Source organism: Actinomycetospora sp. NBRC 106378 (assembly GCF_030269685.1).
Classification (GTDB): Bacteria; Actinomycetota; Actinomycetes; order Mycobacteriales; family Pseudonocardiaceae; genus Actinomycetospora.
In genome coordinates, this window is the sequence record NZ_BSTT01000001.1 from 830,160 (window position 1) to 847,594 (window position 17,435).

Below are 17,435 nucleotides of genomic sequence, written 5' to 3' on the forward strand. Positions count from 1 at the left end.
ACGCCCTGGTGCGTACCTGTCGACGCGCCTAACATCCGCGCGTCCACCGCTCGCGTACGCCCACGAGGACTGCCGATGTCGTCATCCGTCGCGGACCCGGAGACTCCGGATCCCGCACCCGCGAGACCGCACTTCCGGTTCCGCGCCTGGAACCTGCTCCTGCTGGTCCCGCTGATCAGCCTGATCACGCCGCTGTTCAACGCGACGGAGCCGACCCTGTTCGGCCTGCCCTTCTTCTACTGGTTCCAGATCGCGGTCATCCCGATCGGCATCATCTGCACGCTCACGGTCCACCTCGTCACGCGGCACGACGACGAGGAGGGGGAGACGAAGCGCAGCGGAGCTCGACCCATGGAGGGGGACCGGTGACCGGCGCGCAGATCGTCCAGCTCGTCGTCTTCCTGCTGCTCTTCGTGGCCGTCGCGGTCATGGGGTTCATGGCGAGCCGTTGGCGGCGCGCCGACGACCTCGAGCACCTCGACGAGTGGGGCCTCGGCGGGCGCCGCTTCGGCTCCTGGGTCACCTGGTTCCTGCTCGGCGGTGACCTCTACACGGCGTACACCTTCGTCGCGATCCCGGCGCTGCTGTTCTCCTCGGGCGCACTCGGCTTCTACGCGGTGCCGTACACGATCATCGCGTTCCCGCTGGTGATGCTGCCGCTGCTGCGCCTCTGGTCGGTCTCGCGGGTCCACGGCTACGTGACGCCCGCCGACTTCGTCCGTGGCCGCTACGACTCCCCGCTGCTGGCCCTGGCCATCGCGGTCACCGGGATCGTCGCGACGATGCCCTACATCGCGCTGCAGCTCGCCGGGCTCGAGGCGGTGCTGCGCACCATCGGGCTCAACGGCTCCGGGTTCTGGGGGCACGCGCCGCTGTTCGTCGCGTTCGTGGTGCTCGCGGCCTACACCTACCAGTCCGGGTTGCGGGCGCCGGCGCTGATCGCGGTGGTCAAGGACGTCCTGATCTACATCGTCATCCTCGTCGCGATCATCTACCTGCCGATCAAGCTCGGCGGGTTCGGCGCGATCATCGACGCCGGCGCCGCGAAGCTCTCGCAGCCCTCGCCGACGACGGGTCAGCCCGCCGGGTCGACGCTGCTGACCGCCAACAACCAGCTCCAGTACGCGACGCTGGCCCTCGGCTCGGCGCTGGCCCTGTTCCTCTACCCGCACTCGGTGACCGGCGTGCTGTCCTCCTCGAGCCGGGCCACGATCCGCCGGAACATGACCGCGCTGCCGGCCTACTCGTTCCTGCTGGCCCTGCTCGCGCTGCTCGGCTACGTGGCGATCGCGGCGGGCACCAAGCCGATCGTCAACGGCTCCACCGGGCGGCCGGACTCCAACACGATCGTCCCGGCGCTGTTCGCGGGCCAGTTCCCGGCGTGGTTCGCGGGCGTCGCCTTCGCCGCCATCGGGGTCGGCGCGCTGGTCCCGGCCGCGATCATGTCGATCGCCGCGGCGAACCTCTGGACCCGCAACATCTACAAGGAGTTCCTGCGCCGCGACGCCACCCCGCGCGACGAGGCCCGCCAGGCCAAGCTCGCGTCCCTCGTCGTGAAGGTCGGCGCCGTCCTGTTCATCGTCGTCGTGGACCCGCAGTTCTCCGTCGACCTGCAGCTCATCGGCGGCGTGATCATCCTGCAGACGCTGCCCGCGGTGGCGATCGCGCTCTACACCCGCTGGTTCCACCGGTGGGCGCTGCTCGCGGGCTGGGCGGTCGGCCTGATCTGGGGCATGGTCATGCTCTACGGCATCCCCAACCCCGCCAACGGCAAGCAGCACTTCGGCGGGTCGGCCCTGGCGCTCGGCAAGCTGGACCTGTTCGGCTGGACACCGTTCGACGGCTCCAAGGTGCAGATCTACGTGGGGGCCGTCGCGCTGATCGGCAACCTCGTCGTGGCCGCCCTCGTCACCCTCGCCCTGCGCGCGGCCGGGACCCGCGAGGGCGCGGACCGCACCCGCGGGGAGGACTACCACGCCACGCGGGTGCCGGAGTCGACGACACCGGAGGCGGTCTCCTCGGTGTAGGTGCTCACCTGCGCGGAGCGCGCCCTACGATCCCTCGCCATGACCGAGGTGCCGTTCCTCCCGGCGTACGGGCACGGCACGCTCGCGGAGGTCATGCCCTCGATGGCGGCGGCGCTGGGGGTGCCGGGCTTCACCGACACCCTCGGCGTCGCCCGCCACGGCGACGACGTCAGCGCGGCCGGCGTCCTGCTCGTGGACGGGCTGGGCGCCGACCTGCTCGCCGCGCACCCGCACGACGCGCCCGCCCTGCACGACCTGGCACGCGGCGCGGCGTCGCGCGGCCTCACGGCCTGCTTCCCGGCCACCACGGCCGTCAGCCTCACGTCGCTGGGGACGGGCCTGACGCCGGGTGCGCACGGCATCGAGGGCTACTCGATGGCGGTGCCCCCGCTCGCGGAGCCGGAGGCCGCGCCGGACGTCGTCCTCAACACGCTGCGCTGGTGCGCCCACGGGGCGACCGACCCGGTCGACCTGATCGCCGACCTCCCGCCCGAGCAGGTCCAGCCCCGGCCGACGGTGCTGCAGCAGGCGCTGCGTGCGGGCGTCGCCGTGACGCAGGTGGCGCCGGAGGTGCAGCGGCGCTCCGGACTCACCCGGGCCGCGCTGCGCGGCGGGCGCTTCCACGGGGTGTCCGCCCTCGGTGACCTCGCCGCCGAGGTGCTGCACGGCCTCGCGGTGGAGCCCGAGGAGCGCGCGCTCGTCTACGCCTACCACGGTGACCTGGACACGATCGGCCACCGGCACGGCCCCGGGTCGCTCCCGTGGCGCATGCAGCTGCAGGTGGTGGACCGGCTCGTGGCCGCGATCGCCGAGTGCCTGCGGCCGGGCGCGGTCCTCCTCGTCGTGGCCGACCACGGGATGATCGCGACGGACCGGGGCTGGCAGGTCGACCTCGACCACACCCCGGCCCTGCTCGGCGGCGTCCGGCGTCTGGCCGGGGAGACCCGGGTCCGCCACGTGCACGCGCAGCCCGGCGCCGCCGACGACGTCCTCGCCGCCTGGCGCGCCGAGCTCGCCGACGCCGCGTGGGTCGTCTCCCGGGACGAGGCCGTGGACGGGGGCTGGTTCGGCCCCGTCGTCACCGACACGGCCCGGGGCCGCATCGGTGACGTGGTCGCCGCCGCGCGCGGGAACTGGACCCTGGTGCGCTCGCGCAACGAGCCCCGCGAGACCGCGCTCGTCGGCCACCACGGGTCGCTGACGTCGGCGGAGCAGCGGGTCCCCCTGCTCCTCGCCCGGGGCTGATCCGCCCCGTACCGGGGTGGCCGCTCGCGACCGGGCCGCCGGCGCCATACGCTTCCTTGACGAGCGGGGAGGTGGTCGCGGAGTGGACCGGCACACGCACGACGGGGACGACGCCGTGGCGGGCAGCCGCGACGACGCGGGTCGCGACTCCCTGCTGGTCCGGTTCCGGGCCTCGATCGCCCACCGGCCCCTGCTCGTGGGCGGCCCGCTGATCCTGGTGGCCATCGTCGCGGGCTTCTCCGACGCGCGCGACGCGACCCTGGTCTCGCTCGGCGCGGTGCTCGTGTTCATCGTCGTGCAGCTGTTCACCCTCGCCCACGACGACCGGCTCTGCCTGCGCTGCATCGCCGACAGCCCCGACGACCCGGCGCAGGTCGTCGAACGCCGGCGGCGCTGGCTGCGGCTCTTCCACTCGGCCACGACGACGGCGGGCATCGCCGTGCTCGTCGTCGTCGCGGCCGTCGGGGTCGTGGCCGGGCTGCTGTTCCGGCCCGGCTGGGGCGACCTCGTGCTGCTCCTGCCCCTCGGCACGATGGTGCTGACGGTGCTGCACCGCCGCGTGGAGCCGTGGTGCCCCTACTGCGGATGGGGTCGCGACGACGACGGCGAGGACGTCCCGGACCCGACGCCGGACCCGGACACCGCGGCGCCGCTGTCGCGCACGTGAGCGAGCCGTCCGCCGACGTCAGCGAGCTCGCGGGGCGGCTGTTCGAGATGGCCCGCCGGGGCGACGCCGACCCGCTCGCCGCCTACGTGGACGCAGGGGTGCCGGTGAACCTCACGAACGACGCCGGCGACACCCTGCTCATGCTCGCCGCCTACCACGGGCACGCCCCGGCGGTCCGGGTGCTGATCGCGCGGGGCGCGGACGTCGACCGCGTGAACGACCGGGGCCAGGCCCCGCTCGCGGGGGCCGTGTTCAGGGGCGAGGACGAGGTGGTGCGGGCCCTGGTCGACGCGGGTGCGGATCCGCTGGGCGGCCACCCGACGGCCGTCGACACCGCGCGGATGTTCGGCCGCGACGACCTGCTGACGGTGCTCACGCCCCGGCCGTGATCCGGGGGCAACATCGGGGCAACATCGGCTTCGCAGCATCGGGGGGTCAGCCGTACCCGACCGGAAGGAGCCCTCGTGGCTCGCGTCCCGCTCAACAACCCCGAAGACCCCGGCCTCGACCCGCACGCCAAGGCGCTGCTGGAGGCCGTGCACGCCGCGCAGCCCGACGTGGGCCTGCTCAACGTGCACCGCGCGCTGTCGAATCACCCGGTGGCCATGGAGCAGTTCATGGCGCTGGCCACCACGGTGTACTTCGACAACTCGCTGCCCACCGCGCGGATGCGGGAGCTCCCGTACCTGACCAGCGCGATGGCGAACAACTGCTTCTATTGAACCCCGACCCACGTGGTGCTCGGTCGAGCATCGGGTCTGACCGACGAGGAGATGAGCCACCTCCTCGACGACCCGCTCCCGGAGGGCATGTTCTCGCCCCCCGAGGAAGCGATCATCGTGTTCGCGCGGACGTCCACCTGGATGCAGCCGATCAGCGATGAGATCTACAAGAGGCTGGCGGAGCACTTCGACACGAAGCAGATCATGGAGATCTCCTTCACCGTGGGCCTCGACCAGCTGGTGAGCCGGTTCCACGCGACCGTGCGCACCGACCTCGACGGCATCACCACCGAGGCGACGAACGCCTGCGCGGTGCGGATGCCGGACCTCCCGGAGGGCTGACCGACCACGGTCGGCGGCCCGGGTCCGTCCCGGAGCGCCCGGAACAACGGGCCGCCGACCGTGCGTTGCACCTCGCATGGGCATCCCGATCTCGGTTCTCGACCTCTCCCCGGTCCCCTCCGGTTCGCCCGCCTCGCAGGCCCTGCACGACACCGTCGAGCTCGCCCGCACCGCGGAGGCCGCCGGGTACCGCCGCTTCTGGCTCGCCGAGCACCACGGCATCGCGAGCGTCGCCAGCTCCGCGCCCGAGGTGATGATCGCGGCCGTCGCGAGCGCGACCAGCACGATCCGCGTCGGCTCGGGCGGCATCATGCTGCCGAACCACAGCCCCCTGAAGGTGGCCGAGACCTTCCGCGCGCTCGGCGGGCTGTTCCCCGACCGCGTCGACCTCGGCCTCGGGCGCGCGCCCGGCACCGACCCCCGCACCGCGATCGCGCTGCGCCGCTCGCACGAGGCGCTCACCGCCGACGACTTCCCGGACCAGTTCGCCGAGCTGCGCGGCTACGTCGACGGCTTCGGCGCCGACCACCCGTTCGCCGGGATCGTCGCGGCGCCCGACGACGTGCCGCTGCCGCCGGTCTGGATCCTCGGGTCCAGCTACTACGGCGCCCAGGCCGCCGCGGCGTTCGGCACCGGCTACGCCTACGCGGGTCACTTCGGGGGCGCGGACGCCGGCGAGGCCACCCGCATCTACCGGTCCTCGTTCCGTCCGAGCACGGCCTCGGGCGCGCAGGAGCCGCACGTCATCCTGGGTGCCGCCGCGATCGCGCACCCCGACCCGGAGCGGGCGTACGCCCTGGGCCGGGCCAACGCGCTGTCGATGGCCCGTCTGCGCACCGGCAACCCCGGCCCGCTGCCGAGCCCGGAGGAGGCGCTGGCCCACGACTGGTCCGCCGCCGAGGAGCACATCGCCCGCTCGATGGCGTCCAAGGTGTCGGTCGGCACCCCGGAGCAGGTCGCCGAGGACCTCGCCCGCAAGGCGCGCGAGGCCGACGCCGACGAGCTGATGATCACGACGGCGATCCACGACCCGGCCGAGCGCCGGCAGTCGGTCCGCCTGGTCGCGGAGGCGCTGGGCGCGTCGTCGCTCGCGGCGGTCTGACCCGTCGTCGGGAAGGCCCCCGGAAACGAACGAGCGGCACTCTCGCGCACATGGAGTGCGCGAACGTGCCGCTCGTTCGTCGTGGCAGGGGTTCTACAGCGCCGCGAGGATGTCCTCCACCCGCTTCTTCGCGTCCCCGAAGATCATCGAGGTGTTGTCGCGGAAGAACAGCGGGTTCTGCACCCCGGCGTAGCCCACGGCCATCGAACGCTTGAACACGACGACATTCTTGGCCTCCCACACCCGCAGGACGGGCATGCCGGCGATCGGGCTGCCCGGGTCGTCCATGGCCGCCGGGTTGACCGTGTCGTTCGCCCCGATGACCAGCACGACGGACGTGGAGGCGAGGTCGTCGTTGATCTCGTCCATCTCCAGGACGATGTCGTAGGGCACCTTCGCCTCGGCGAGCAGCACGTTCATGTGCCCGGGCAGCCGGCCCGCGACGGGGTGGATGCCGAAGCGGACCTCGACGCCCTTGTCGCGCAGCTTGCGGGTCAGGTCCGCCACCGGGTACTGCGCCTGCGCCACGGCCATGCCGTAGCCGGGGGTGATGACGACGGACGCCGCCTCGCGCAGCATCTCGGCGACCTCGTCGGCCTGCACCTCGCGGTGCTCGCCCTCGACGTCGGCGGCCCCCGTCCCGGACTCCACCCCGAAGCCGCCGGCGATGACCGAGACGAACGAGCGGTTCATCGCCTGGCACATGACGTAGGACAGGTACGCACCCGACGACCCGACGAGCGCGCCGGTGACGATCAGCAGCGTGTTGTTGAGCAGGAAGCCCGACGCCGCGGCGGCCCAGCCCGAGTAGCTGTTGAGCATCGAGACGACGACGGGCATGTCGCCGCCGCCGATCGAGGCGACCAGGTGCCAGCCGAGCGCCAGCGCGACCGCGGTGATCGCGATCATGACGCCGAGCGACGGCGCGAGCACGAAGGCGACCGTGAGCGCGGCGAACGCGACGAGCGCGCCCAGGTTCAGGGCGTTCTTCCCGGGCAGCGTCAGCGGCCGGGACTTGAAGCGCCCGGAGAGCTTGCCGTAGGCGACGATCGAGCCGGTGAAGGTCACGGCGCCGATGAAGACGCCGACGCCGACCTCCACGGAGTGGATGCCGAGTAGCTCCGGCGCCACGGTGGTCTGCGCGGCCCCGACCGCCTCCACCTCGAGGTAGCCGTTCCACCCGACGAGCACCGCGGCGAGGCCGACGAAGCTGTGCAGCAGCGCGATCAGCTCGGGCATCCCGGTCATCTCGACGACGCGGGCCCGCCACAGGCCGACCCCGCCACCGATGACGAAGCCCGCGATCATCAGGGCGACCGCCCCGGCCTCGAGCGAGTTCGCGGCGAGGACGACGGTGGCGACCAGGGCCACCGTCATGCCGGCGATGCCGTAGACGACGCCGTTGCGCGCGGTCTCGTGCTTCGAGAGGCCGGCGAGGCTCATGACGGTGAGCAGCGCGGCGACGATGTACGCGGCGGTGGCCGCCGTTTCGGGGCTCATGCGGCCGGACCCTTCGTGAACATGGCGAGCATGCGGCGGGTCACGGCGAAGCCCCCGACGATGTTGATGCTGGCGAGGACGATCGCGACGAACGCGAGGACCGAGACGAGCGTCCCGTGCGCCCCGAACTGCACGAGCGCGCCGACGATCACGACGCCGGAGATGGCGTTGGTGACCGACATCAGCGGGGTGTGCAGCGCGTGGTGCACCTTGCCGATCACGTAGTAGCCGATGACGACGGCCAGCACGAACACGGTGAGGTTGGTGGCGAGCTCGGCGGGGGCGAACGCCGTCGCCGCGAACAGCAGCGCGAGCCCGACCGCGATGGCGCCGTAGCGCCACGCCGCCGATCGGGGCTTCGCCGGCTCGACGGCGGGCGAGGGCACCTCGGGAGCGGGCGCGGGCGGCGGGGCCGCCGACACCGAGACCGCGGGCGGCGGCCACATCACCGACCCGTCGTGGGCCACGGTCATGCCGCGCTGGACGACGTCGTCGAGGTCGAGGACGAGCTCGCCGTCCTTCTCGGGGGTCAGCAGCTTGAGCAGGTTGACCAGGTTGGTGCCGTAGAGCTGCGAGGCCTGCGCGGGCAGACGGGCGGCGAGGTCGGTGTCGCCGATGATCGTGACGCCGTTGGGGGTGACCACGACCTCGTCGGGCACCGAGCCCTCGACGTTGCCGCCCATCCCGGCGGCCATGTCGACGACGACCGATCCCGGCTTCATCGCCGCCACGTCCGCCGCGGTGATCAGCCGCGGGGCGGCGCGCCCGGGGATCAGCGCGGTGGTGATGACGATGTCGACGTCGGCGGCCTGCTCCGAGTAGATCTCCGCGGCGCGTCGGTCGTAGGCCTCGGAGGTGGCCTTTGCGTAGCCGTCGGTGGAGCGTTCCTGCTCCACGTCCACCGTCAGGAACTCGCCGCCGAGCGAGCTGACCTGCTCGGCGACCTCGGGGCGCGGGTCGGTGGCGCGGACGATCGCGCCGAGCGACGACGCCGCCCCGATGGCGGCGAGGCCGGCGACGCCCGCCCCGGCGACCAGCACCTTGGCGGGCGGCACCTTGCCGGCGGCGGTGACCTGGCCGGTGAAGAACCGGCCGAAGTGGTTGGCGGCCTCGATCACGGCGCGGTAGCCCGCGATGTTGGCCATGGAGCTGAGCACGTCGAGCGACTGGGCCCGCGAGATGCGCGGCACCGCGTCCGTGGCGAGCACCGTGATGCCCCGCCCGGCGAGGTCGGCGACCAGCTCGGCGTTCTGCGCCGGGGCGACCCGGCAGACCAGGGTCGCCCGCTCCTGCAGGCGGGCGAGGTCGGCGGGCGCCGGGGTGTTGACGGCGAGGACGACCTCGGCCCCCCACGGGTCGCCGATCTCCGCGCCCGCCGCGACGTAGGCGTCGTCGGGGAAGTCCGCCCGCACCCCCGCGCCCGGTTCGACGGTCACCGTCCAGCCGAGGTTCTGCAGTCCGACCACGGTGGCGGGGGTGGCCGCCACTCGGGTCTCGCGTTCCCGGGTCTCCCGGGGGACACCGATGCGCACGCTCGCGCCCCTTCTCGTGGGGCCCCGGACCGGGGCCTGCTCCGACCGCCGGGTCCGCCGACAGCCGTGTGGCGGACAGTAGACCGGGGCCGTGGTCCAGCATGTGACCTGTCTCGCAATGGGGCAGGCTGAACGATCGAGATGACCGGCGTCGCACCGGTCGCGGGAGCCTCACACCGGCTTCCGAGGGCGTAGCGCTCGCGTAACGACGCCGAAACGCCCGGCCCGCAGCGTGAAGAGGTGACCGCCACCCACTGCCCCTACTGCTCGCTGCAGTGCGGGATGACGCTGACGCCGCGGTCGGAGGCGGACGGCGGCGGGTACGAGGTGGCGGGCACGAACTTCCCGACGAACCGCGGTGGCCTCTGCGAGAAGGGGCTGAACTCCGCCGAGCTGCTCGCCCACCCCGACCGCCTGACCGCCCCGCTGGTGCGCGACCACCGCGACGAGCCGTTCCGCGAGGCGACGTGGGAGGAGGCCCTCACGCGGGTGGTCGACGGCCTCACCGTCGCCCAGGAGCGCTACGGGCGCGACGCCGCCGGGCTCTTCGGCGGTGGCGGGCTGACCAACGAGAAGGCCTACCAGGCGGGGAAGTTCGTCCGGGTCGCGCTGCGCAGCGCCGCGATCGACTACAACGGCCGGTTCTGCATGTCGAGCGCGGCCGCGGCGTCGAACAAGGCCTTCGGCATCGATCGCGGGCTGCCGTTCCCGCTCTCCGACATCGCCCGGGCCGACACCGTGCTGCTCGTCGGGTCGAACCCCGCCGACACCATGCCGCCCGCGATGCGCTGGTTCGCCGCCGGGCGGGAGCGCGGGGCCCGCCACATCGTCATCGACCCCCGCTACACCGCCACCGCCGCGGCCGCCGACGTCCACCTGCAGCCCGTCCCGGGCACCGACCTCGCGCTCGCCAACGGTCTGCTGCACCTCGCGATCAAGCTGCGGCTCGTCGACACCGCCTACGTCGCGGACCGGACGACCGGCTGGGACGCGGTCCGGCGCGCCGCACGGCAGTACTGGCCCGACCGCGTCGAGCGGATCACCGGGGTGCCGGTCCGGGTCATGGAGCGCACCGTCCGTCTGCTCGCGGAGTCCCGGGCGACGATGATCCTCTCCGCCCGCGGCGCCGAGCAGCACGCGAAGGGCTCGGACACCGCCCTGGCGTGGATCAACCTCGCCCTCGCCCTCGGTCTGCCCGGCCGGCCCTACTCCGGCTGGGCGACGGTGACCGGGCAGGGCAACGGGCAGGGCGGCCGCGAGCACGGGCAGAAGGCCGACCAGCTCCCCGGCTACCGGATGCTCGCCGACCCGGTCGCCCGCGCCCACGTCGCGGGCGTGTGGGGGATCGATCCCGACGAGCTCCCGCAGCCCGGCCTGTCCGCCTACGAGATGCTCGACCGCCTCGGCACCGACGGCGGCGTGCGCGCCCTGATGATCATGGCGTCGAACGTCGTCGTGAGCGCCCCGCGGGCCGCGCACGTGCGCGAGCGGCTGCGGTCGCTCGACTTCCTCGTCGTCTCCGACCTGTTCCTCTCCGAGACCGCCGCGCTCGCCGACGTCGTGCTGCCCTGCACCCAGTGGGCGGAGGAGGAGGGCACGATGACCAACCTCGAGGGTCGGGTCCTGCGTCGGCGACGGGTTGCGACGGCGCCGGCCGGGGTGCGCTCGGACCTCGAGGTGCTGCACGACCTCGCGGCGCGCCTCGGGCGCGGCGAGTACTTCTCCGCCGACCCCGAGACCGTCTTCGACGAGCTCCGCCGCGCCTCCGCCGGCGGCAAGGCCGACTACGCCGGGATCTCCTACGCGCGCATCGAACAGGAGAAGGGCGTCTTCTGGCCCTGCCCCGACGAGGACCACGACGGCACGCCGCGCCTGTTCCGCGACCGGTTCGCGACCCCGGACGGGCTGGCCCGCTTCCACGTCGTCCACCACCGGGCCGAGGCCGAGCGTCCCGACGACGAGTACCCCTACCGCCTGACGACGGGTCGCTCGCGCTCCCACTACCAGTCCGGCACGCAGACCCGGCGGACGAAGGCCCTGCTCGACGCCGAGCCCGCACCCGCCGTCGAGATCCACCCCGACCTCGCCGCGCGCCTCGGGCTCGCCGACGGCGGCGACGTCCGCCTGCGGACCCGGCGCGGCACGGCCCGGATGCGGGTGCGGCTGTCGCCGGAGATCCGCGCCGACACCGTCTTCGCCCCCTTCCACTGGGGCGACGACCAGACGATCAACGCGTTGACGAACCCAGCGCTCGACCCGGCGTCGCGGATGCCCGAGTTCAAGGTCTGCGCCGTCGCCCTGGACGCCACCACCGGAGAGGACCCCGTCTCATGATGACGACGCCGCGCTTCCTGCAGGGCGCGTTCGCCTTCGAGGGGCAGGGACTGGACAAGCCGGCCCTGCTGCACCCCTCGCTGACCTACACGGTGCCCGAGGGGGTCACCGGCCAGGTGCTCTACGTCCGCGCGGGCAACTCCTCCGACGAGCTCGCGACCGTGGTGCTGGCCTTCGACGGCGCCCCGGCGCGCTGGCTGCCGGTCGGCGCGAAGGCCGACATGCACGTCTCGCTGCGGGTGGTCGAGGACCTGCTCGCGGGCAGCACCGTCGAGATCCACTACGCCGCCCCCGCCGGGGTGTCCGGCACCCTCGTCGTCGACTGCGGTCTGGTGGAGGTCTGATGACGGCCACGCTCGGCACCGAGCAGGAGGCCGGGACCCCGGAGCCCGACCGCGCGAAGCTCGTCGTCGTCGGGAACGGGATGTCCGGGGCGCGGGCCCTGGAGGAGATCCTCACCCGGGGTGGCGCCGACCGGTTCGACATCACCGTCTTCGGCGACGAGCCGTACGGCAACTACAACCGCATCCTGCTCTCCGAGGTGCTGGCCAACGCGGCCGGCGCGGCGGTGGACAACGAGGACGCGGACGGCTGGGACCCCGACGAGCTCTTCCTCAACCCCACCGACTGGTACGCCGAGAACGGCATCACGCTGCACGCCGGCGTGCGGATCGTGCGCATCGACCGCCACGCGAAGGTCGTCATGGGCGACGACGGCTCGGTCACGCCTTACGACACGCTCGTCCTCGCCACCGGCAGCCGCTCGTTCTTCCCGCCGATGGACGGGATGTGGGCGTCGAAGACCGACCTCACACCCGGCGTGTTCGGCTTCCGCTCGCTCGACGACGCGAACGCGATGCTCGACCACGTCGCGGGGGCCCGGACGGCGGTGGTGATCGGCGGCGGTCTGCTCGGCCTGGAGGCCGCGGCCGGGCTGCAGGCCCACGGGCTCGCGGTGCACGTCGTGCACCCCACCGAGGTGCTGATGAACCAGCAGCTCGAGGCCGGGGCGTCGAAGGTGCTGCGCTCGAAGCTCGAGGACATGGGCATGCACATGCACCTCGGGGTGAAGACCTCGGAGATCCTCGTGACCGACGGGGCGGTCTCCGGCGTGCGGTTCACCGACGGGTCCGACCTGGACTGCGACATGGTCGTGGTCACCGCGGGCATCCGCCCGAACATCGGCCTGGCGATGGTCAGCGGCCTGGAGACGCAGCGGGCGATCGTCGTCGACGACCGGATGCGGTCGGTGGACGACGACGACATCTTCGTCGTCGGGGAGTGCGCCCAGCATCGCGGCGAGGTCTACGGCGTCGTCGGGCCGCTGTGGGAGCAGGCGGCCGTGCTGGCCGACGTGATCACCGGGGCGGACCCGGACGCGGCGTACCACGGCTCGCGGCTCACGACGAAGCTCAAGGTCGCCGGCGTCGACGTCGCCCAGATGGGCGTGAAGACCCCCGAGCGCGAGTCCGACGAGTTCGTGCAGTTCTCCGAGACCGGGCGCGGCGTCTACCAGACGGTCATCATCCGGGACGGCACGCTGATCGGGGCGACGCTGGTCGGTGACGTCTCGAAGGTCGCGGCGCTCACCCAGGCGTTCGACTCGCGCTCGGCGCTGCCCGAGGAACGGGTCAAGCTGCTGTTCGACCTGGGGTCGGCCGACGACTCCGCGTCGGCCGCCGACCTCCCCGACGACACCCAGATCTGCAACTGCAACGGCGTCTCGAAGGGCGACCTGGTCGGCTGCGTGCACGACGGCGCCGAGACCGTGTCGGCCTGCATGGACGCGACCCGCGCCGGCAAGGGCTGCGGGTCGTGCAAGGGGCTGGTGCGCGAGGTCGTCGAGGCCGCGCTGGGCGGTGCGGGCGCGGAGGACCCGGCGGAGTCGTACTACGTCCCGGGGATCCCGCTGGACAAGCCGGCCCTCATGCAGGAGATCCGGTCGCAGGAGCTCAAGAGCGTCTCGGCCGTGTTCGCGGCGCTCGCCCCGGAGGGCCGCGACGACGTCGCGTCGAAGATGGGGCTCACGGCGCTGCTGCGGATGATGTGGCCCGAGGACTACGTCGACGAGCGCGACGGCCGCTTCATCAACGACCGGGTGCACGCCAACATCCAGCGCGACGGGACGTTCTCGGTGGTCCCGCGGATGTCGGGCGGGGTGACCTCCCCCGACCAGCTGCGCCGCATCGCCGACGTCGCCGACAAGCACGAGATCCCGATGGTCAAGCTGACCGGCGGCCAGCGGATCGACCTGCTCGGGGTGCCGAAGGAGAAGCTGCAGGAGGTCTGGGCCGACCTCGAGATGCCCTCGGGCTGGGCCTACGGCAAGAGCTTCCGGACGGTGAAGACCTGCGTCGGCACCGACTTCTGCCGGTTCGGGCTCGGCGACTCCACGCGGCTCGGGATCGACATCGAGGAGCGCTTCAAGGGCATCGAGGGGCCCGCGAAGATGAAGCTCGCGGTGTCCGGGTGCCCCCGCAACTGTGCGGAGTCGATGGTCAAGGACGTCGGAATCGTGGCCGTCGAGGGCGGCCGGTGGCAGATCTACGTCGGCGGGGCGGCCGGCGCGACGATCCGGAAGGGCGACATCCTCGCCACGGTCGACTCCCACGACGAGGCCGTGCTCATCACCGGACGGTTCCTGCAGTACTACCGCGAGCACGCCAACTGGCTCGAGCGCACGTACGACTTCGTGCCGCGGATGGGCCTGGACTACCTGATCGGCGTCATCGTCGACGACGTCGAGGGCATCGCGGCGGAGCTCGACGAGCGCATGCAGGAGGCCGTCGACGCCTACGTCGACCCGTGGGCGGCCGACCAGCAGGAGGCGACGCCGGGTCAGTTCCACGACGCGCTGCCGCTGATCCCGCTGCCGCAGGTCCCGGTGCGGGCCTCCGAGGGGGCCCCGGCGTGACGGCGTCGGACGAGGCCGTCTCGGTCCGGCTCGGGCCCGTCGACCAGATCCCGGTCGGCGAGGGCCGGGCCTTCCTCGTCGGCGACGAGCCGGTGGCGGTCTTCCGGCCGCGGTCGGGCGGGCTGCACGCGCTGCGGGCGATCTGCCCGCACCGCGGCGGGCCGCTCGCGGACGGGCTGCTCGACGGCGAGGTCGTGATGTGCCCGCTGCACAACCATCGCTTCGAGCTCGCCTCCGGTGCGTGCGTGTCGGGCGGCGACGTGGACGACGTCGCCGCGTACTCCGCCGACGACGACGACGGGGAACTCGTGGTGAGCCTGGTCGCGCCGTAGGGCAGGCTCACGGTCGTGCCCGACCAGCTGCTCCTCCAGGCCGCCGCGTTCGCCGACGCGGTGAGCGCGCCGGCCGCGGGGGACGACCTCTCCGCGCCCGTGTCCACGTGCCCCGGGTGGACCGTCCGCGACCTCGCCCGCCACCTCGGCCAGGTGCACCGGCGGGTCGTCCTGACGATCGGGACCGGCGCGGAGCGGATGGTCCCCCGGGACGCCGAGATCGCCGACGGCGAGCCACCGGAGTCCCGCGACGAGGTGGCGACGTGGCTGCTCCAGGGGGCGTCCGCCCTGGCCGCCACCCTGGACGCGGCCGACCCGGCGCGTGAGGTCGGCGGCTTCGTGGGGCCGGTGACGATCGCGTTCTGGGCACGGCGCCAGCTGCACGAGACGCTGGTGCACCGGCTCGACGCCGAGCTCGCGGTGGGCTTCCCGCCCCTCGCCGACGTCGCCCCGGAGGTGGCCGTCGACGGCATCGCCGAGTGGTACGACCTGCTCACCGCCTATCGGAGCGGCTCCCGCCGGGTCCGCGGCGACGCCTCGATCCACCTGCACGTGACCGACGCCCCGGACGGCGAGTGGCTCATCCGCCGCGGCGCCGAGGGCGTGACGATCACCCGCGAGCACCTGAAGGCCGACGTCGCCGTACGCGGGCGGGCGGTCGACCTGCTCGCCGTCATCACGGGACGCCGGGGCCTCGGGGACGTGGAGGACGTCGCCGTGTTCGGGGACCCCGCGGTGGCCGAGGACTGGATCCGGGTGGCAGCCCTGAGCTGACGGGTCCGGCCCGGCTGGTGTAGGTGTGGCCGGTCGGGGTGGTGGTCTGCACGGTGTGCGGCTGGTCGCCGAGGCCGTCGTGGAGGACCTCGTGGTGCCAGCCGGGGAGTTCCTTGTCCTCGTTGTGGCGCACGCAGTTCCCGCGGCCGTTCCCGAAGCTCGTGGGCCCGCCGGCTCTTTTGCCTGTGATGTGGTCGAGGTGCCGGATCGGGGCGCCGCAGAAGGCTTCTCGGCACCAAGCGCGGTCGCGCCAGGTGATCAACGTGGCGAGGAACCCGTCGAACAACCTCCGCTGCGGGTCACCCCCGACCAGGCCGCCGTGAACGGGGTGAGCGAACAGCCGCCGCCACCACCGTTTCCCACCGGTGCGGCGCAGCAACTCGACGACGATCCCGCCGGGCAGCGGCCCGTGCCCGACCAGTTCTCCGGTCTTCGGGCTGTCGGGGTCGGTCAGCGCGTCGAGAGGGAGCACGATCCCGACCTCGACGTCGACGTCCTCCGCGCGGGTCTGTCCGGTCAGCCGTTCGACCAACGTGTCGGCCAGGATCTGGTCCCGTGACCGTCCGCCGGACGCGCCGGTCGCGATCAAGCTGTCGGCGTGCTGACGGAGAGCGGCGATGCAGGCGACGCCCTGCTCGACCGGGAGCAGCCCGGACAACACCGCCATGGTGTCCGGCGCGGGGCGCAGCGCGACCCGGCGGTCCTTGCGGGCGGTGCGGCCGCGCTGGAGGAACCCGACCGGGTCAGCCTCGTAGGCCAGCTTCTTCACCGCCGCGACCGCGGCCTTGCGGCCCAGCTCGTCGAGCCCGGCCTCGGCGGCCTGCTTGTCCACCAGGCGGCGGGTCTCGGGGTCGAGGTGGCTGGTCAGGGACACGATCTGCTCGGCGAGGTACTCGCTGATCCGCCCGCTCACGAGCAGGGCGCGGGTGCAGGGCAGGTCCGTGGCGAGCGCTCGGGCGACAGTGAGGCGACGGTCGGCGACGTGTGGGGAGACGTGCGCGGCCAGGGCGATCTGGTCGCCGATCCCCCGGCCGAGTTTCTCCGGGTCCAGCCGGCCGGTCGCGATCTGGTCGAGCTGCGCCTCGACCTGCGCGCGCCCGAAAGCCACCATCGCGGTGTGCTGCGCCGCGGCCAAGGCCCCGCGGGCCCGTTCGAGCAGCGCGATCCGGTCGATGCAGGCGGCGCCGTCCCCGACCGGATCGGTGGGTAGGTCGGCGAGTTCGCCGAGGCGCGTGAGGAGTGCGGTCAGCTCTTCGCCGACCGCGTCCACCACCCCGTTCGAACTCATGTTCGCAAGCTAGCAGCGACCCCCGACAGCCACGGGCCCTTCGACGTCAGAGCGTCAGCCCCACCACGACGGCAGCCGCTCCCAGGCAGGCCGAGCCCACTCCGAGGAGCAGCGAACGACCGACCCCGTCGGCCCGGAACATCGCGAAGGCGCCGATCCCGAGCGCGGCCACACCGCATAGCGCCCCGATCAGGCTGAACAGCGGCGTGCTGCCCAGGGTGTCGGTCGGCATCACCCGCGGCAGCACCCCCGACCACGGCGCGAGCCCGAGCAGGACGCCCACCGCCCCGACGACCGTGCCGACGAGGCCGAGCCGTCCCTCGGTCCGGCGCTCCCAGGGCAGGGGCTGACGGACTGCGGCGGGCGTGCGGGTGCGGGCCGGCCCGACCCCGGTCGAACCGTACGACCCGGACCCGAACGCACCGGGGCGCAGCGGCGGGGTGCGGTCGCGGACCGCCAGCGGGCGCAGCGACGGCACCGCCTCGGCCGCCCGACGCTGGCGGGGCACCGCCGCCTCCCGGTCCTCGTCCCGACGGAGGGTGCGGTCGAGATCCGTCCGCCGAACCGGGATCGTCACCGGCTCGTCCTCGGTCGGCGTGGCCGGGAGCGGGCCCGACGGCCGTGGCGCCCTGCTGACGTCCGGTGTCCGCCGTGGG

General features: G+C 73.3%; 17 protein-coding genes. 13 read left to right on the forward strand and 4 right to left on the reverse strand.

Annotated features, from left to right (window positions below; genetic code table 11):
• Positions 1 to 75: 75 nt before the first annotated feature.
• The 8 genes from QSK00_RS04150 (at position 76) to QSK00_RS04185 (ending at position 6,105) form a co-directional block, all read left to right on the forward strand.
• Positions 76 to 369: a DUF3311 domain-containing protein gene (locus tag QSK00_RS04150; protein ID WP_285587816.1), complete on the forward strand. Its 294-nt coding sequence runs from the start codon at positions 76 to 78 to the stop codon at positions 367 to 369.
• Between the two features lie 59 nt (positions 370 to 428).
• A complete protein-coding gene (gene mctP / locus QSK00_RS04155; protein ID WP_502872013.1) occupies positions 429 to 2,027 on the forward strand; it encodes a monocarboxylate uptake permease MctP in 1,599 nt (532 codons plus the stop codon).
• Positions 2,028 to 2,066: 39 nt separating this feature from the next.
• Positions 2,067 to 3,272, forward strand: a complete 1,206-nt coding sequence (locus QSK00_RS04160) for an alkaline phosphatase family protein (protein WP_285587818.1) — start codon at positions 2,067 to 2,069, stop codon at positions 3,270 to 3,272.
• Positions 3,273 to 3,354: 82 nt separating this feature from the next.
• Positions 3,355 to 3,939: a hypothetical protein gene (locus tag QSK00_RS04165; protein WP_285587819.1), complete on the forward strand. Its 585-nt coding sequence runs from the start codon at positions 3,355 to 3,357 to the stop codon at positions 3,937 to 3,939.
• Complete coding sequence (locus QSK00_RS04170) at positions 3,936 to 4,328, forward strand: ankyrin repeat domain-containing protein (protein ID WP_285587820.1); 393 nt, start codon at positions 3,936 to 3,938, stop codon at positions 4,326 to 4,328. The genes QSK00_RS04165 and QSK00_RS04170 overlap by 4 nt, the downstream gene beginning before the upstream one ends.
• Positions 4,329 to 4,403: 75 nt before the next feature.
• Positions 4,404 to 4,661, forward strand: coding sequence for a carboxymuconolactone decarboxylase family protein (locus QSK00_RS04175; protein WP_285587821.1), 258 nt, complete (start codon positions 4,404 to 4,406; stop codon positions 4,659 to 4,661).
• A 51-nt stretch (positions 4,662 to 4,712) separates the two neighbouring features.
• Positions 4,713 to 5,003, forward strand: a complete 291-nt coding sequence (locus QSK00_RS04180) for a carboxymuconolactone decarboxylase family protein (protein ID WP_285587822.1) — start codon at positions 4,713 to 4,715, stop codon at positions 5,001 to 5,003.
• A gap of 76 nt (positions 5,004 to 5,079) precedes the next feature.
• Positions 5,080 to 6,105 carry an LLM class flavin-dependent oxidoreductase gene (locus QSK00_RS04185; protein ID WP_285587823.1) on the forward strand — a complete coding sequence of 342 codons (1,026 nt, stop codon included), beginning with the start codon at positions 5,080 to 5,082 and terminating at the stop codon, positions 6,103 to 6,105.
• A gap of 93 nt (positions 6,106 to 6,198) precedes the next feature.
• On the opposite strand, the gene pntB is transcribed toward QSK00_RS04185, so the two are convergent.
• Positions 6,199 to 7,605: a Re/Si-specific NAD(P)(+) transhydrogenase subunit beta gene (pntB, locus tag QSK00_RS04190; RefSeq protein ID WP_285587825.1), complete on the reverse strand. Its 1,407-nt coding sequence runs from the start codon at positions 7,603 to 7,605 to the stop codon at positions 6,199 to 6,201.
• Positions 7,602 to 9,137: a Re/Si-specific NAD(P)(+) transhydrogenase subunit alpha gene (locus tag QSK00_RS04195; protein WP_285587827.1), complete on the reverse strand. Its 1,536-nt coding sequence runs from the start codon at positions 9,135 to 9,137 to the stop codon at positions 7,602 to 7,604. The genes pntB and QSK00_RS04195 overlap by 4 nt, the downstream gene beginning before the upstream one ends.
• A gap of 240 nt (positions 9,138 to 9,377) precedes the next feature.
• Between QSK00_RS04195 and QSK00_RS04200 the strand changes: the two genes are divergently transcribed.
• Genes QSK00_RS04200 through QSK00_RS04220 form a run of 5 tightly spaced genes read left to right on the forward strand, consistent with a single transcriptional unit; the run spans position 9,378 to position 15,491 of the window.
• Positions 9,378 to 11,471: a molybdopterin oxidoreductase family protein gene (locus tag QSK00_RS04200; protein ID WP_285587829.1), complete on the forward strand. Its 2,094-nt coding sequence runs from the start codon at positions 9,378 to 9,380 to the stop codon at positions 11,469 to 11,471.
• A complete protein-coding gene (locus QSK00_RS04205) occupies positions 11,471 to 11,815 on the forward strand; it encodes a molybdopterin oxidoreductase (protein WP_285587831.1) in 345 nt (114 codons plus the stop codon). Before QSK00_RS04200 ends, QSK00_RS04205 begins: the two co-directional genes overlap by 1 nt.
• On the forward strand, positions 11,815 to 14,385 hold the full coding sequence (gene nirB / locus QSK00_RS04210; RefSeq protein ID WP_285587833.1) for a nitrite reductase large subunit NirB: 2,571 nt from the start codon (positions 11,815 to 11,817) through the stop codon (positions 14,383 to 14,385). The genes QSK00_RS04205 and nirB overlap by 1 nt, the downstream gene beginning before the upstream one ends.
• Positions 14,382 to 14,717 carry a Rieske (2Fe-2S) protein gene (locus QSK00_RS04215; protein ID WP_285587834.1) on the forward strand — a complete coding sequence of 112 codons (336 nt, stop codon included), beginning with the start codon at positions 14,382 to 14,384 and terminating at the stop codon, positions 14,715 to 14,717. Before nirB ends, QSK00_RS04215 begins: the two co-directional genes overlap by 4 nt.
• 15 nt (positions 14,718 to 14,732) lie before the next feature.
• Positions 14,733 to 15,491: a maleylpyruvate isomerase family mycothiol-dependent enzyme gene (locus QSK00_RS04220; RefSeq protein ID WP_285587836.1), complete on the forward strand. Its 759-nt coding sequence runs from the start codon at positions 14,733 to 14,735 to the stop codon at positions 15,489 to 15,491.
• On the opposite strand, the gene QSK00_RS04225 is transcribed toward QSK00_RS04220, so the two are convergent.
• Both QSK00_RS04225 and QSK00_RS04230 read right to left on the reverse strand, forming a co-directional pair.
• Complete coding sequence (locus tag QSK00_RS04225; RefSeq protein WP_285587837.1) at positions 15,394 to 16,779, reverse strand: DUF222 domain-containing protein; 1,386 nt, start codon at positions 16,777 to 16,779, stop codon at positions 15,394 to 15,396. The two genes, QSK00_RS04220 and QSK00_RS04225, sit on opposite strands and share 98 nt — an antisense overlap.
• A gap of 46 nt (positions 16,780 to 16,825) precedes the next feature.
• Positions 16,826 to 17,356 (reverse strand): hypothetical protein, encoded by a 531-nt coding sequence (locus tag QSK00_RS04230; protein ID WP_285587839.1) that lies wholly within the window; start codon positions 17,354 to 17,356, stop codon positions 16,826 to 16,828.
• Between the last annotated feature and the right edge of the window lie 79 nt (positions 17,357 to 17,435).

Coding starts and splice junctions, on each gene's coding strand:
- QSK00_RS04160 (WP_285587818.1), top strand. CDS start 2,067: ATGACCGAGGTGCCGTTCCTCCCGGCGTACGGGCACGGCACGCTCGCG.
- QSK00_RS04150 (WP_285587816.1), top strand. CDS start 76: ATGTCGTCATCCGTCGCGGACCCGGAGACTCCGGATCCCGCACCCGCG.
- mctP (WP_502872013.1), top strand. CDS start 429: ATGGGGTTCATGGCGAGCCGTTGGCGGCGCGCCGACGACCTCGAGCAC.
- QSK00_RS04205 (WP_285587831.1), top strand. CDS start 11,471: ATGACGACGCCGCGCTTCCTGCAGGGCGCGTTCGCCTTCGAGGGGCAG.
- QSK00_RS04225 (WP_285587837.1), bottom strand. CDS start 16,779: ATGAGTTCGAACGGGGTGGTGGACGCGGTCGGCGAAGAGCTGACCGCA.
- nirB (WP_285587833.1), top strand. CDS start 11,815: ATGACGGCCACGCTCGGCACCGAGCAGGAGGCCGGGACCCCGGAGCCC.
- pntB (WP_285587825.1), bottom strand. CDS start 7,605: ATGAGCCCCGAAACGGCGGCCACCGCCGCGTACATCGTCGCCGCGCTG.
- QSK00_RS04180 (WP_285587822.1), top strand. CDS start 4,713: ATGAGCCACCTCCTCGACGACCCGCTCCCGGAGGGCATGTTCTCGCCC.
- QSK00_RS04185 (WP_285587823.1), top strand. CDS start 5,080: ATGGGCATCCCGATCTCGGTTCTCGACCTCTCCCCGGTCCCCTCCGGT.